The organism is Microcoleus sp. LAD1_D5 (assembly GCF_036702115.1).
Lineage (GTDB): Bacteria > Cyanobacteriota > Cyanobacteriia > Cyanobacteriales > Microcoleaceae > Microcoleus.
On the sequence record NZ_JAUBSA010000038.1, the window covers coordinates 1 to 16,023 of the forward strand.

11 protein-coding genes are annotated in these 16,023 nt (G+C 44.3%); 2 read left to right on the forward strand and 9 right to left on the reverse strand.

All coding sequences use genetic code 11. The annotated features are described in order from the left end of the window. Positions 1-103 precede the first annotated feature (103 nt). The 3 genes from QUA70_RS16840 to QUA70_RS16850 all read right to left on the reverse strand — a co-directional run bounded on the left by QUA70_RS16840 (position 104) and on the right by QUA70_RS16850 (position 2,078). Positions 104-1,216 carry a restriction endonuclease gene (locus QUA70_RS16840; RefSeq protein WP_333348840.1) on the reverse strand — a complete coding sequence of 371 codons (1,113 nt, stop codon included), beginning with the start codon at positions 1,214-1,216 and terminating at the stop codon, positions 104-106. Positions 1,217-1,471: 255 nt separating this feature from the next. Continuing rightward, complete coding sequence (gene vapC / locus QUA70_RS16845) at positions 1,472-1,879, reverse strand: type II toxin-antitoxin system VapC family toxin (RefSeq protein WP_333348838.1); 408 nt, start codon at positions 1,877-1,879, stop codon at positions 1,472-1,474. Then, complete coding sequence (locus QUA70_RS16850; protein WP_333268230.1) at positions 1,866-2,078, reverse strand: type II toxin-antitoxin system VapB family antitoxin; 213 nt, start codon at positions 2,076-2,078, stop codon at positions 1,866-1,868. Before QUA70_RS16850 ends, vapC begins: the two co-directional genes overlap by 14 nt. Before the next feature lie 32 nt (positions 2,079-2,110). Here QUA70_RS16850 and QUA70_RS16855 point away from each other — a divergent pair, with 32 nt between their 5' ends. Next, positions 2,111-2,269, forward strand: a complete 159-nt coding sequence (locus QUA70_RS16855) for a hypothetical protein (protein ID WP_333410506.1) — start codon at positions 2,111-2,113, stop codon at positions 2,267-2,269. A gap of 30 nt (positions 2,270-2,299) precedes the next feature. Here the strand turns inward: QUA70_RS16855 and aspS are convergent, their stop codons facing one another. The 3 genes from aspS to QUA70_RS16870 all read right to left on the reverse strand — a co-directional run bounded on the left by aspS (position 2,300) and on the right by QUA70_RS16870 (position 5,873). Continuing rightward, positions 2,300-4,093 carry an aspartate--tRNA ligase gene (aspS, locus tag QUA70_RS16860; protein WP_333348835.1) on the reverse strand — a complete coding sequence of 598 codons (1,794 nt, stop codon included), beginning with the start codon at positions 4,091-4,093 and terminating at the stop codon, positions 2,300-2,302. A 163-nt stretch (positions 4,094-4,256) separates the two neighbouring features. Further along, positions 4,257-4,862: a hypothetical protein gene (locus QUA70_RS16865; protein ID WP_333348833.1), complete on the reverse strand. Its 606-nt coding sequence runs from the start codon at positions 4,860-4,862 to the stop codon at positions 4,257-4,259. A 381-nt stretch (positions 4,863-5,243) separates the two neighbouring features. Further along, positions 5,244-5,873 carry a macro domain-containing protein gene (locus QUA70_RS16870; protein ID WP_333348831.1) on the reverse strand — a complete coding sequence of 210 codons (630 nt, stop codon included), beginning with the start codon at positions 5,871-5,873 and terminating at the stop codon, positions 5,244-5,246. 128 nt (positions 5,874-6,001) lie between these two features. Here QUA70_RS16870 and QUA70_RS16875 point away from each other — a divergent pair, with 128 nt between their 5' ends. Next, positions 6,002-6,124, forward strand: a complete 123-nt coding sequence (locus QUA70_RS16875) for a hypothetical protein (RefSeq protein WP_333348829.1) — start codon at positions 6,002-6,004, stop codon at positions 6,122-6,124. A gap of 191 nt (positions 6,125-6,315) precedes the next feature. On the opposite strand, the gene QUA70_RS16880 is transcribed toward QUA70_RS16875, so the two are convergent. The 3 genes from QUA70_RS16880 to QUA70_RS16890 all read right to left on the reverse strand — a co-directional run bounded on the left by QUA70_RS16880 (position 6,316) and on the right by QUA70_RS16890 (position 15,957). After that, positions 6,316-7,233 carry a diguanylate cyclase gene (locus QUA70_RS16880; protein WP_333348827.1) on the reverse strand — a complete coding sequence of 306 codons (918 nt, stop codon included), beginning with the start codon at positions 7,231-7,233 and terminating at the stop codon, positions 6,316-6,318. Between the two features lie 55 nt (positions 7,234-7,288). Further along, positions 7,289-10,384: a response regulator gene (locus QUA70_RS16885; protein WP_333348825.1), complete on the reverse strand. Its 3,096-nt coding sequence runs from the start codon at positions 10,382-10,384 to the stop codon at positions 7,289-7,291. A gap of 125 nt (positions 10,385-10,509) precedes the next feature. After that, the gene (locus QUA70_RS16890) at positions 10,510-15,957 is read right to left on the reverse strand and encodes a PAS domain S-box protein (protein ID WP_333348823.1); all 5,448 of its coding nucleotides are present in this window, start codon (positions 15,955-15,957) and stop codon (positions 10,510-10,512) included. Positions 15,958-16,023: the final 66 nt, after the last annotated feature.

The window sequence follows — 16,023 nt, forward strand, 5'->3', positions numbered from 1 at the left end:
AACTTATATTGCCGAGGAGAACTCGAATTCACTCATCTTTCTAAATGCTGTTTTCTCACTTTTTCAGCAAGCCCTATTTAGTATTAATACCATTAAAGCCAATTCAACCATTATATTCTCTTATATTTTTGATGAATTCGTTATGCAATTTAGTGAAATCGCCGAAGGTGACGAGTTCATCTGCTGTTACCTTTAAAAGTATCACAAGTGGTTTTTTGTCACGGTTAAAAACACTATCCCATAAGAAGAACATGAGTTTATGTTGTATCTGTTCAGCAGTTACAGGCGGTTTGATAAAGTAATAGCCAATTTGCTTGTCCTCAATCCCCCGGATAGAACCGTGATGTTTTTTGATAAAGCCATTAAGTTTCGTGATTAGATTTTTCCAATTATTGTCATCCAAAATACCTCCTGTACCGTATGTTGGAGCAGGAGGTTTACTGTCATCCCAGTTGACAAATTCCCAATCCCAACGTCGCTTGAAGGCGCTATCCATAAAGTAAATGGAATTGTCAGAGGTGTTCATAGTGCCGAAAATAGACAAGTTAGGTGGAATTTTAATGGATCTTTCTTTAAGCTTCAGGTTCAAACCATCCACTCTATTTTGAAAAATTGAGTAGTCCTGTACCCAATGGTTTTCTCCGGGAAACTGATATTCAAATTTATTATCAGCTAGAGATTTCTCTTGAACCTCTATTAAGCGTAGTATTGTTATTAATTCAATTTCAGTAATGTTAATACTATACGATGACCATCCCTCTTCATCTCTATCTAAAAGTTGGAAAACAGTTCCAAAAATTCCTGAAGAGTTTCCTCGATTAATTTCATCTATAACCAAAGCTACATTCGCTGCATTATCGCACGCTATTCTCCGAGCTTGTTTTATTCTTGCACTTTGTTCCTGATCGGACAAATCCTTAAAATCTTTTTCTTTTGTTGGGTCTTTGTACTCATCAAGAATATTTCTGTAAGCACGAGTAAGGGCCATCAAAAAATGACCTGCATAAAACTGGTAACGTACATTATTACCTTTCGTAATAGGTACCAGCTTTCCCATAAAATCACCATAAGTGTATTCTGGATGGAAAACGGTTTTAATAACGTTGTCCGAATCAGGGCTTATTTTTAAGTCATTAGGGATGATTTCATAATTTACCCTGTAGCTTTTTCCAGTTCCAGGACTACCAAAGAGGATTTTCTGAATGGGAGTTTTCACTATGTTGACCTACTTAAGTTACAAAACGCTGGTGAAGAGATGTCAAGCTACAGATGTAAGTGCCAAGACCTACTCTGAGTCGTGAGCAGCCAGAGGTAAAATAGCTGAGGTAATATCCCTCCTGTTGCTATAATGAACTACTTATGGATCTCTGTCAATCTTTTTTCGGTGAGTGAGGACGCAGTATGATCGCAAAAAAACGCGGTTTCTGACCACCCGAAAACCAAAGAAACCGGGTTTTTCACTTTTTAATCTTTAATTATTGTCAGGCCGGAAGCGCAAGCAATTGAGCGATCGCACCCTGTGAATAGTTTCAAAATCGCGATCGTTATGAACTAGAATAAGTTGGTGTTCGCTCGCCAGTTGGGCAATGCAGCAGTCGATACTACTTTTAACCGTTAACCCCTGTCGTTGCAAATCGTAATAAATCCGAGCAGCCGCTACCCAAGTATTAGCCGTAGACTCGATATAGTCTTGTTCTTGGAGATAAGTTTCTAATAGTGTCCACTCCCGTTCATCTCGACAACCTTGCAAAAGTTCCATCTGAGTAAATCGGTTCAGAAAAATACTTTCATCATTGATTATTGCTTCCAGGGATTGGCGTACTACACCTGTCCTGTCGCGGAAAACGCTGATCCAGACTGATGTATCAATCAGAAACATTTCGGTTTTCCCGCAAAGCTTTGTAGTCGTACTCAGTCGAAAATTGAATTTGTCCGCTTAAATCGAGTAAATTCCGCTTTTTCCGGGTGCGAATTAATTCTTGCAAAGCAAAGTCAATCAGTTCTTTTTCTGTCTTGAAATTGGTTAAGCGAAAGGCTTCTTTAACCAATTCTTCGTCAAGTTCAAGGGGGCTTTTCATAGTTCAGGGTTCCTTTCACTTTCTAATTAATTATGGCATATCCACACCCTAATCCTCAACCTCGCCCAACTCCCCCAACTCCCCCAACTCAGCGAAACCAAGCTGCACGCCTTCTATCCAACTCCTCTGCATCGACGGCAGCAAATTCGATAACCTCGATCGCCCCGCCGCCGACATCTATCTGCAACTAATCAAGTCGCAATTATCAAGGTGTTTCATACTTATGACTTGGGCGTATAAGTCGATCGCACTTGCAACTCCTTCAACTGCTTCTCATCCACCCCAGCCGGCGCATTCGTCAGCAAACAACCAGCCTGCTGCGTCTTCGGAAACGCAATCACATCGCGAATCGATTCCTCACCAGCCAACAGCATCACCAACCGATCCAAGCCGTAAGCAATGCCTCCGTGGGGCGGAGTTCCATACTCAAACGCATCCAACAAAAACCCAAACTTATTGTAAGCTTCCTCAGTCGATAAGCCGATCGCCTCAAACACCTTTTCCTGAACTTCCCGCTGGTAAATCCGCAGAGAACCGCCGCCGATTTCTGTACCGTTTAACACCAAATCGTAAGCTTGAGCTCTCGCAGTTTTCAAATCATTAATATCGTCAGGATGCGGCGCAGTAAACGGGTGATGCAATGCTTCCAAACGCTTCTCGTCAGCGTTCCATTCAAACATCGGGAAATCTGTCACCCACAGCAGATTCATCTTCTCTTTGTCAATCAATCCCAATTCGTTACCGACGAACAAACGCAATCTATCCAAAGTCTTATTGACTGTTGTCACATCGGCTGCTGCGAATAACAACAAATGACCTGGTTGCGCGCCCGTGCGATCGAGCAATTGCTGTTTTTGTGCTTCCGTCAAATTATCCTTAATAGCGCCGATCGTATCAATTTCGCCATTATCCCGCACGCGAATGTAAGCCAATCCCTTCGCACCGGCGTCGCTGGCTTCCTTAAACAAATCACCTTTCGGACCCGGTTTAATCCGCACGTTAGAAATCGCATCATTCCCGCCGGGAATCGGCAAAACTTTCACAATTCCGCCCGCAGCAACCGCCCCGGAAAATACTTTAAATCCCGAATCTTTCATCAAATCGGAAACATCGACTAATTCCATACCGAAGCGAGTATCCGGTTTGTCGCTACCGTAGCGATCCATTGCTTCAGCGTAAGTCAAGCGCGGAAAAGGACGAGGCAATTCTACGCCTTTGACACTTTGGAAAATCTGGGAGACTAAACCTTCGTTTAATTCGATAACTTCTTCTAAAGACATGAAACTCATTTCCATGTCTAATTGTGTGAATTCCGGCTGTCTGTCGGCGCGCAAATCTTCATCGCGGAAACAGCGGGCAATTTGATAATATCTGTCCAAACCCGAAACCATTAACAATTGTTTGAACAACTGCGGCGACTGCGGCAATGCGTACCAATCGCCCAAATTGACGCGGCTGGGCACTAAATAATCTCTCGCACCTTCAGGAGTCGATCGCGTTAAAATCGGTGTTTCAACTTCAATAAAACCTCCCACATCTTCCAGGTGACGACGCATAGCTTTCACAACTTGGTGGCGAAGCTGCAAATTGCGACTCATACGATCGCGCCGCAAGTCCAAATAGCGATATTTCAGCCGCAAATCTTCCCGCACGTTTTCGGTATCCGCCGTCGCCACCTGAAACGGTAACTGTTTGCGAACCGCATTTAACAACTCAATTTCGTCAGCGTAAATTTCTACTTCACCCGTAGGCAATTTCGGATTGAGGGACTCCTCGGGGCGGTGGCTGACTCGCCCGGTAATTTTAAGCACGTATTCGCTGCGTAAAGCCTCAGCCCCGTGATAGGAATCGGGGGTGCGTTCAGGATCGCTGACAATTTGCACAATACCCGATCGATCGCGCACATCCAGAAAAATCACCCCGCCATGATCGCGGCGGCGATCCACCCAGCCGTAAAGGGTGACAGTCTCTCCGATGTGTTCGCTTCGCAGTTCGCCGCAGTAGTAACTTCTCATAATTGGGGGTTGTGGACTAAAAATAAAGCTTTTTAATTATGCAGTATGCCTGAAACATCTGCTGAAAGCAAATGCACGGACGATCGGCATTAGCTTTGGAACTAATTCCAAAGCTAACTACCCTCACAACCCGCTGGGAGTTCAAAACCCCCGGCTGGCCCTTCTACGAATCCCCGCGATCGCTGTGAGACTTGTCAAAAAACGCCGTCAGCGCCGTCCATGCAGACTTAGCCGCATCCGTCAAGCGAATGTTGATCGACTCAATTTGCTTCACAATAACGTGCCAATTCTTTTCAGCTTCCGTCTGAATGTGGTCAACAGCTTGTTCGATGCGATCGCGTTCGATCAATTTATTTTGTTCCACCGCTTCTCGCGCTTGTCGCACTGCTTTCAAATAAGCTTCGCGACTGATTTCGCCGGCATCTTGCACCTGCGCTTGCGCCCGCGTTTTAATCGCATCTACCACCAGCCAATTTTTCTCAGTTTCTTTTTTAATCAGCCTGACTGCTGCTGTGAATCTCTCGTGGGCGAGATCCTTATTTTCTTCGATCGCCCCGGAGGCCTTATTCACAGCTTTTAAATAAGCTTCGCGGGTGAGTTCGCCCGCTGCTTGCACTTCGGCGGTGGCGCGTTTTTTAATTGCTTCAAACAGCGCCGCAGTTTCTGCGATCGCCTCATCAGTCGCGTCGGGCATCTCTTGTTTGACGAGCTCCGTCGTTTCGAGAGTTGCCTCTAAAATTGGTTCCTCGGTTACTTTTGGATCTGTCATATCAATCTTCTCCTTTGGTAGTAAACATTTTGAAAAAAACTAACAGTCCCCGGATGCAGACTTTGTAGGTGTAGCGCCAGAAGGAATTGTGGTCTTTTATACAGACTTTGTAGGTGTAGCGCCAGAAGGAATTCTGGCATTTAATAAGAACTAGGCAATTCTTGTTTCAGCTTTATCAACTTTTGTATCCGCGCTTACCTAGTTGGAATGACCTTAGTTCTATTACATTATATCTACCAAAGTTGCTCTCGTGTGTAGGATACCGCCAACTTGTAGGTACGGTTTAGCGCACTTAAATTTGTGATAAGTCTCTATACCTAAAAAAACACACACCAATCAACTTGGTTTCTCAAGCCAATAAAACTGGCAAATTTAATAGTTTCAATTTTCTAACTGCCAATCTTTGCTCTCGTCCGTATATAACAAGTGGTGACATCTTTGAGCGTTCAGTAAAGATTGAGGAAATTCGTACTTAGATAAGAGGATCTCTTCGAGCGCAACTTTCATTTGATTGGCGCAGATATGTGGCGGTACTTTGCCCGTTCCCGTACCCATGCCGGGAATAGCGATAGTTTCAATGATATGTTTGACTGGCGTTCCATCTGGGACTGAGCCAAATTTTACCAGAGTCAAAATAGCGCGGGTTGCTAGATAAACATTTACTGTTTCTCTTAAAACTGTGGGAACGCGCATAATTGGTGCAACTATTAAATAGGGAATTTCAGCATGATCGGTGTCTAAAACTTCTGCCATTCCTACTAATAGTTCACCGTGATGTCGATCCTGAATTAGTTTTTGCAGCCGTTCAAGAACCTGCCCTCCAAAATATTCCGAAATTTCTAAATCTAAGCCGTCATCCATGAAACCAAAACTATTCCCCGGACTAACAATAGCATCGCATTTTACATCAAATATTGAACCGCGATGTATTTTTACATTTTCCATGCTGCCGCAAGTGCTTTCCCACGCTCTAACTAAACCATCGTCTAAGGTAGCCAGCACAATTTGCATAAATACTCTCTCTTAATTTTAATTGCGAACAGCTAGAGTGATCGCCAATTTAATCCTACAATACTTTACATAAGTCTGCTGCATCTCAAATTCATCTCAATTTCAACTAGCAATTCTTCCATAGCTGTATGCCGCAAGACCCAAATCTCCGCCACGCGATCGCAATTAGTTTAGGTTCCGTTGCCGGCGCTTTGAGCCGGTATTATATCACCTTGTGGTTTGCCAATCGTTTCGGGACGGCTTTTCCCTAGAGCTTTTAACCCGGTTGCTCCCTTGTCAGGTTTAGGTGTGATGATGTGTACTGCATCGTGTTTTCCGGCTGAGGAGCTAAAGTTTTCAAGCTATTTTTCTATCTTGTTTTCAGTTTACTCTTTCTCGGTTAAACTCACATTTAATAAATAATGCTTATGGCGCTCCGATATCCCGGTCCTCAAAAGAACGGTTAAGAATTCAAACAGCGTTTGGTGCGTTTATGCTCGTACATTAGTTTGTCAGCCTTTGCGAGCAATTGTTCTAATAAAACTTCATTATTTAACTCCCCAAACTGCACACCAAGACTTATTGATATATAAGCTCGCTCGGACTGTTGATTAAAGCAATCTATATTTTCTTGCAGGCGACTCTGAAAATTAGTAGATGAATCACTAGAAAAATTAGTAATAAATAAAGCAAATTCATCTCCTCCCAGTCGAGCTACAATATCCGCATCACGAAAGGTTTGCTTCAATATTTGAGCTGCGTCAACGATTACTCTGTCTCCCATTTCGTGCCCGAAAGTATCGTTAATCTTTTTCAAACCATCTAAGTCAGCGAACAAAATACAATAGGAGGTTTGCGTGCGTTGAGCAATTTTCAGTTGTTGTTCTGCTAGTAAAAAGAAGCCACGTCGGTTATATAATCCAGTTAATTGATCGGTCACGGATAGCTGCCTTACTTCTGCTTCTGCCTTTAGACGTTCCTGAATTTCGTGTTCTAAACGTTGATTTTGTTCGATCAGTTGTTGGCGTTGCTGTTGGATAAGTAATTGATTTTTTACTCGCATCAGCACTTCCTGCTCTTGAAAGGGTTTGGTAATATAATCTACACCACCCAGTTCAAAGGCTCGTAGCTTGTTTTCCAGTCGTTCGATCGCACTGATAAAAATAACCGGGATCTGAGCACTCGCTTCCAATGCTTTTAACTTTTGACAGACTTCGTACCCATTCATCTCCGGCATATTGATGTCAAGTAAAATCAGACTCGGTGGGTCGCGATGAACACCTTGGAGTGCCATTCTGCCGTTGAGCGCTTTACGCACAATATAGCCGTGTGACTCTAGAATTTTGGCTAACAAGCGCAGATTGTCTGGGGTATCATCCACGATGAGAATATTCGTTTGGGCGGCAAGTTTGAATAGAGTTGTCATGATCTTCTTCCTAAATCTGGGTGAGAGTTGCGATCGTTTCAAGCTGAAAGTTATCGACCAGAGATGTCATCGCTTCGATGAAATCTTGTTTCTCCTGGGGAATTTGAGCAATAAGTTGATAAAGCTTATTATCACTAAGATCGAGTGCTGCTTCATGAACTTCTGCAATCCACTGGGTGGGCATGGTTTTCAAGTCAGGAGTAAATATGTTTGGTGGCGAAGCTGATGAGTCTGGCGGAACTTTTTCGGCGTAGCAGTAGCGGACGCCCAAGTGATGAGCTATTTTGTTGAAAAGTGTGTCTTCAGTAAACGGCTTGGCAATGTAGTCATCGCAACCAACTTGCAGGCTGGCGATACGATCGTCTTCAAAAGCATAGGCAGTGAGGGCAATGATGCGTGTCATTTGTCTGTTGTGCTGTGACATTTGCCCTGAGTTATCTGCTGATGACCCATGACTAATGACTAATGACTCTTGTGCTCGAATCTGTCTCGTCGCTTCATAACCATCCATGACAGGCATTTGAATGTCCATCAAAATCAGGTCAGGGTGCCATGTTTGCCAACGAGCGATCGCCTCTGCCCCATTCTCCACCCCACACACCTGAAACCCAACTGACTCCAGCAGTGTCACCAGCAGTTGCCGATTTTCTGGAACGTCTTCTGCTACTAGAATTCGGTAGATAGGTTGCCCCGGTTCGAGTCCGATAATCCGATCGCTCGTTTCAGGTTCCTCTAAATCAACGGACTCTGGTACTTCCAAAACGACTTTGCACGTAAAAGTCGAGCCTTGATCCAGGGTGCTTTCCACGGTGATATCGCCTCCCATCAGACGCGCAAACTCACGACTGATAGACAGTCCTAAACCTGTTCCTCGATCGTGACGACCGCGATTGGTTTGCATGAAAGCCTCAAAAATTGATTCTAAATCTGAGGGGGAAATGCCAGATCCGGTATCCTCAACTTCGAGACACAGGGTAATAGTTGGTTTAACATCGGGTGGATTAGTGGCGCGATCGCGATTTGTACCCGATGGCATATCATCTGATGAAAAAGCTCGTCCGCGCAGCACTATGCTTCCTGTTGTTGTAAATTTGATCGCGTTCCCAAGCAAATTAATCAAGATTTGCCGAAGTTTTGCTTGATCGCCACAGACATAACGGGGGACAGTAGCATCCCACTCGCTGCTCAGATGTAACCCTTTCTCAGGCGCTTTGAGGGTGAACATCTCGTTAATAGAACCCAGCAGTCGATGCAGATTAAAACAGCTTGCACTCAGTACCAATTGCCCTGCTTCAATCCTGGACATTTGCAAAACATCGTCGATCAATGTCAGCAGGTGTTCTCCACTACGGGTAATGATGCCTAAATGCTCTTGAAATTCTTCTGGGATATGGGGGCTGCGGTTCATAAGCTGGGTAAATCCCAGAATGGCGTTGAGTGGCGTTCTGAGCTCGTGGCTCATGTTGGCAAGGAACTGGCTTTTTGCACGGTTGGCTATTGCTGCCCTTTCGGCAGCTTGTTCTAGGGCAGCTTGCGAAAATTCTAACACCGCCAGCATGAGGATATGTCTCATTTCGGCGGCACCTTCTAACTCTGCAATCTGCCACGGCTCAGACATCTCCCGCACTGTCTCTTTCCACAGTTCAAAGGATTTGCGGGGACACAGGTGCATTTTTCCAATTTCGTTGATCGACACAGCATCCTGTGGATTACCAGCCCAGTTTATGGTTTGAATTTGTTCGGGTCGGAACCAGAGGATGTGGTATGACTTTTGTATGGCGTAGCATAGCAAGATTGAGATTGCTAAAACACCACTAGCTCGATCCTTAAATTGCTTGGCTTGGGGATACAACTGAGACAAAGAAGCTGTTGCAAACACTCGTTCTTTGTTCTGTTGCAGCAACCAATGTACGAGTTCGCAAACCTCAGCTTCAGATGGTGTTTTACCCACCAATGTCAGACGACCATCGAGCAGAATAGCAGCTCCCTGAGCATGAACTAAATCTAGCAGTTGAGAAGCATTTTCGGTCAATACCTGTTCGATAAAATTAGACTCTCGCCGGAATGCCTGCTGAAGTTGATCCTGAATGGTTTTCGCCTGCGATCGGTAAATGTTCAATTGTCGCTCTTGCTGATGCACCAGTTCGATCGAGGCAAATTGTCCTAAAAATTCACAGGTTTTGCGAGTTTCGTAATCTACCAATCGCGGGCTGTAATGGTGACAGGCAATTAATCCCCAGAGGCGCCGATCGTCAATTAACGAAATCGTCATTGTCCCAGCAACTCCCATATTCTGCAAATATTCAATGTGGTAGGGAGATACTCCCCTTAACACACAAGCACTTAGATCCTGGGGTGTATCGGTTAGGGGATGGTTGGTGGGAATTAGGCGCGCTGGGGTGTAATTGATATTGGGAATTTGGCGTACCCAATTGCGGTAAAACAATTTGCGGGCGGGTATGGGAATATCGATCGCCGGGTAATGCAATCCCAGGTAGCTTTCTAGATAGCTTTCTTTCTCTTCAGCAATCACCACCCCATGCTCATGGGCTTCAAATCGATAAATCATCACGCGATCGAACCCGGTCATGGCTTTCACTTCTCTCGCAATGCTTTGAGCTAAATCCGAAAGATCGATCGCACTGCGAAAGTTGAGGATAACTGCTTGCACATGATGATAAAAATCAATTGCATGATTATTTTCAATATTCAATTGGGGTTCTAGCTCCAGAATCAACTCATCTGGTAGCTGATGCACTGTGCTTCTAAATGTTTGAAATTTACCGTCTTTTAGAGGTATATTTATATCAAAACCATTATTAATGTTTATTTGTTCGTTACTTATCTGCCTAACCATTTCTTGTACTTGATCGTGACCCAATAACTTTGGCAAGGACTGACCTAGCAATTCTTCTGCTGCCATGCCAAAAAACAGTTCTACATTTTCACTAGCTTGTAAAATATTGAGGTTGTTTCGTTGCATCAATAAAATGATTCCGTGTGGCTGAATATGACCGGGAGCATACACGGATTCTTCAGTGCATTCCTCTAAATTTGTTAAATCGAAAGGAGTAATTGGGGAAATGTTGGGTATTTTATGAGGCATTTTAGAGCGGCAATTATCAATAAAAATTAAGAAGGTTTTTTTACAAGTTGCCAAGAATTAAATTTAATTATTGTTGGCTGTTCCTAATTTCCTAGTCCTAATCAAACGTTTAACTGCACAACACCTTATAAATCCAATGGACGGATTCCACTTGGGAAATTACGTTGAATTAGATTAAGGATTTTCTCAAATTGATACTGGTTGGCGAGTTCCGTCAGATGAATACCGAATTGAGCGAGGTCTGATGAAAGTTGAGCTACCAGTTCAACGATCGCAACATCATCCCCACATAAAGCAGCATCTTCCAACTGAACCAGCCATACTTCTGGTAATGTCGCCAGAAGCGTTGGATCTAGGGAATCTGAAACCCCAGAGGTAACAGAACACAGGTAAGAAGGCAAACAATTTGTTCCCCGTTCCCCGTTCTCTGTTTCCTCTTCCTGATATACATACTCTAAACCCAGGTATTGGGCCATCTTGAGAAATAGGGTCTGTTCCCGGAAGGGCTTGCTGATGTAGTCGTTGCAGCCAGTAGCCAAGGCGAGGGCGCGATCGCTCTGGGAAGCCTGGGCCGTAAGTGCAATAATGATACTGTTGTGTCCGTATTCCCTTGCCCGAATTTGCTTCGTAGCTTCGTATCCATCTAACACGGGCATCCGAATGTCCATCCAGGTTAGGTCTGGTTGCCATTCTTGCCAAATCTGCACCGCTTCCTGTCCGTTAATAGCTTCTTTTACCTCTAATCCTAATTGTGTCAGTAATCTGACCATTAGCAAGCGATTTTCTGCTTGATCGTCAACCACCAAAATGCGATGATCCCCTTGACCGGGAGCCAGCCCAATCACGGGGCGATTATTCTGTTCTGGTGTAACATTAACTCCACTGATGGGGCTGACGGGAAGGGTAAAGGTGAAGGTACTCCCCTGTCCCAGAGTGCTGCTGACAGAAATTTGGCCGCCCATGAGTTCCAACAATTTGCGGCTAATGGTTAGACCTAGCCCAGTACCGGTAGTCGATCGCCTCCCAGCTTGAGCTTGCACAAACGCATCGAAGATGCTATCGATCTCGAACGATGCCATCCCTACACCTGTGTCAGCGACTACAAACTGGAGAATCGGCCGAGTTGTGGTTAATGCCGCTGTACCGTCCGCCTCAATGCTGACTTGCAAAGTAACGCTTCCCCGATCAGTAAATTTGATGGCATTACTCAGCAGATTGAGCAAAACCTGGCGCAGTTTTTGAGCATCGACAAGCATAAATTGGGGAACTTCGGGCGCAATCTCGAAACAAAGGTCAAGTCCTTTAGAACTTGCTCGTTCCGCCAACATATTTCGGAGGGAATGCAGCAGCGAAATTAAGTCAAATCCGCTTTCTTCAACTGTGAAGTTTCCCGATTCAATTTTCGAGAGATCCAACACATCGTTAATCAAACTCAAGAGGTGATCCCCACTCCGTCGAATTGTTTGCAGGTCTTGTTTTTGGTTGGGAGTTAGGGAGGGGTCATGGGTCATCACTTGGGCAAATCCTAGAATTACGTTGAGAGGAGTGCGTAATTCATGGCTCATATTGGCTAGGAAGGTACTTTTTGCCAAGTTCGCTGCTTCTGCTGCTTCCATTGCGTGCTGCAGTGCGAGTTCTTTTTGTTTGCGATCGCTAATATCTTGCCCAATGCCCAGAAAATGCCCGCTAGAAAGCCGCACGTTTGCCCAAGATGTCTCTAATTGCTGTCCGGTGGCGGTCAGTGTTTTCATATCTTGCCACTTGCCGGTTGCTGATAGCATATGTTCTAAGACATTTTGGCAATAAACCGGGTCAGGATAACACTCAGCTAAGATATTTTTTTGCTGCCAATCTTCTAGCGACCAACCTAAAATTTTTTCAAATTCCGGGTTGAGCAATTCAATTTGACCTTGCGCGTTAAATAAAGCAATCATCACTGGGATATTATCGACGATCGCCTGAAACATCTCTTTCTGATAGCGCAGAGCTTCCTCTGCCTGTTGTCGAGCCGTAATATCTCGCAGAAAGGTAGTAAAAATAATTTCACCGTCGATCTCGATCTTGGAAATGGAAGCCTCTGCCGGAAACTCTGTGCCATCTTTGCGCCGTCCAAAAATGGCTCCTCGCTCTGCCATTTGCCTTGCAGAGCCTCCATTCTGGGCATAGTGGCTGACGTGCTGATCGTGAGCCTCGGCAAGGCGCGAGGGCATCAACATCGCCACGGGTTTCCCTAAAACTTCCTCAGCCGCGTAACCAAAAATTCGTTCTGCTCCTTTGTTAAACAGAGTAATTTGCTGATTAGTATTGATAGAAACGATCGCATCGCTGGCAATCTCTAAAATCCCAGCAAATCGCGCTTGAGAAATTTGTAATTCGATTTCAGCTTGTTTGCGTTCGCTAATATCTCGGCAGATACAGAAGTTCATCATCTCACCTTCTAATTCCACCCGGCTCCAGCTAATTTCCACGTCATATACAGAACCATCCTTGCGGCGATGTCGCGTCTCAAACAGCGGAATAACCTCCTCTCTCTGGAGGATAAGTTGTAGTTCTTCCCTCGTGCATTCAGCGTCCCAATCAAACACACTCAGATTTAGGGTTTCTTCTAGGGTGTAGCCCAGCATTTGAGCAAAACTGGGACTAGCTTCGACAACTTTTCCGACCCAATCCATGACAACAACACCGTCCATTGAAGTGTTGAAGAAGGCTTTACTCCGCAGGAGTTCCTGTTCGAGTGCAAGTTCGGCTTTTTTGCGATCGCTAATATCTTTCATGAAGCAGTAATGCCCCATAAACTGGTGCTGTTCGTCGTAAGTTGAAATCATCACCAATTGCTTATAAAAAACCGAACCGTCTTTACGAACCCCTCTGGTTTCAACTTCAACTCTGCCCTCTTGCACCATCAGCCCATAGGCTGCAACCAGTTTTTTTAACTCATCGGGATATACGGTTTTTTCCCAGGACATCCCCATAATTTCTTCTGGGTGATAGCCTGTCATGTCAGCATAAGCTTTATTGACATAGAGGTAACGCCCTCGAGTGTCTATTTTGGAAATGCCGGACACCGCATTTTGCATCACCTCACTCATTTCTTTACGCTCTGCTTCTGCGTGTTTGCGATCGGTGATATCTTCTGAAAAACAAAGTAGGTACTGGGACTGATGCTGCTCGTCGTAAATGGGAATCTTCACAGTATGCAGCCAACGTTTGCCCAGACTATGACTGTCAATGAGTTCTTCAGCAATATCCTCAGTCTTACCTTTTTTAAAAGCTTCTCTATCCTTTTGGTCAAAAAAGATAGCCTGTTCTATTGGGAAAAAATCATAGCCACTCTTGCCGATCGCTTGTTCGGCTGAAATGCCAAATAACCGTTCGCTGGTTTTATTCCAAAACTGAAATACGCCAAATTGTTTAGGCTCTGCGTCCTTAACAAAAATTGCTATCGGTAGATGATCCAGCAGTGCTTGTAAGAAATTGCGAGTTTTTTGGATTTCTAGCTCTACTTTTTTGTGCTTGCTAATATCAATAAACGTAACTATAACTTGTGTCCTTTGACAGTTGTGATCGAACTCCGGGTAGGCATTAACTAATACCCACACACAACTATCAATTTCTTTTTTAATTCCTAAAACATAATTTTTGAGGGGACTTCCAGTGGATAAAACCTGATTTACCGGATATTCCTCTAGCGGTATAACGCTGCCATCTTCCCGCACAAAATGCCAGGCCGGAGATATGGCAGTTTTTCCCAGCATTTGATCCATTGAAAGCCCTAATAATTCACCGGCCGTTTCATTACATAATTGAATGCTGGTATCTGTCCCATGAATCACAAAACCCGCATTTAAGTTATCGATCAATTGCCGATATCTGGCTTCGCTGACCTGTAAAGCAAATTCAGCTTGCTTGCGCTCGGTAATGTCGGTGTGAGAGCCAGCCATCCGAATTACGTTACCTGCATCATCCCAAAGCGCCTGACCGCGATCCAAAATCCATTTGTAGGAACCATCTTTGCAGCGAATACGATGTTCTGTGAGATAGAAAGGGGTTTTCTTGGCAAAATGGTCTTGAACGGCTTGCATCACCCACGCCAAATCATCGGGATGTACCCGATTTCTCCATTCATCTACAGTGTTTTGAATTTCCTTCTCTTCATAGCCAAGGATTTCCTTCGAGCGACTAGAGAAGAAGACTTCGTTGGTTTGAACATTCCAATCCCAAATGCCATCATTATTCCCGCGTACAGACAGTTCCCAGCGTTCTTCACTTTCACGTAGTGCTGCTTCGGCTTGTTTGCGGTCAGCAATATTCCGGGCAATCTTCGAGACTCCAATTATATTCCCTGTTTCGTCTTTAATGGGGGAGACACTCATCGATACATCGATTAATGTTCCATCTTTCCTCAGCCTTTTTGTATCGTAGTGTTCGATGCGTTCTCCTCGCTGGATTTTGGTGAGAATTTCGTTTACCTCATCTCGATAGTCTGCGGGAATCAGTTTTCTCCCTGATTGCCCTACTATTTCGGCCGCTGTATAGCCAAAAATTGTTTCGGCTCCTACATTCCAATTTGTAACTACACCCTCTAAATCTTTACTGAGAATGGCATCTTCCGAAGATTCAACGATCGCAGCTAGTCGAGCGATCGCCATTTCTGCCTGTTGTCGCTGGTAAATTTCCCATTGCAACTGGCGATTGGCTTTTGTGAATTTATCGACTTTGCAATAACTAACTTGTGCGAGATACACGACCACCATCAGCAGCCAAACTAAAATCAAGCCACCAATTAACACAACTATTGGTAAATAAAAATTTTCCTTTTTTACTAAATATGAAGTGGGATAAACATCTATTTGCCACTCTGCACTATAGGCTCTTATTACAACTGTTTTATGCTGTGAATAGTGAGATGAAAGCTCTTGACCGTAGATCAAATTCGTGCCATCATATATAGCCACCTTGTACCCAGGTGGCACTTTTAAAATACTGTCAAATAGAGTTTTAAACTGAAAAACTCCGACAATAAACCCATCAAACCGCTCCCCTACAAATAAAGGAAAACTTGCTAGAAATCCTTGACCCCCTTGAACGAGTGAAATGTTGCGGGTTAACATAGGTTGACGCAAATCACGAGCCACTTGCAAAGTAATTCTGCGACGCAGTTCCAGATTAAGATCTAGGTTTTGCGCTGCCTCATTCCCAGCCAGTGGCACAACCGATCGCACTTTAAATGAGCGATCGACTAATTCGATCGCCTGATAACCGTAGAAATCCTTTACATAAGCCTCAGCATCGGCTTCCCAAAGAGCCTTTGGTGTACCGCCATTGGCTTCCCAGCGATTCGCCATTTGCCGAAGTGTCAACACCCGAATTGATAATCCTTCGTTCAGTTGTGACTGAATCGCATTGGCTTCCTGCTGAATTAACTGCTCGATGTGAATTTGTCCGTTGATGGTTAGCTGTTGCCACGTAAGTAAAACAGCAAGAGAAGCCAGCACACCAAGCAAAAGAGGTAGAAATCTTTTAAATGGTGTTTGGCATAAGGTTCTAATCAGGTTGAGTCGAGTAATTACCATAAATTCAGCGATCTATTAATAGAGCAGCCTACAATTTGTTGGGCGAGATTTTGGTAATTTAATTAT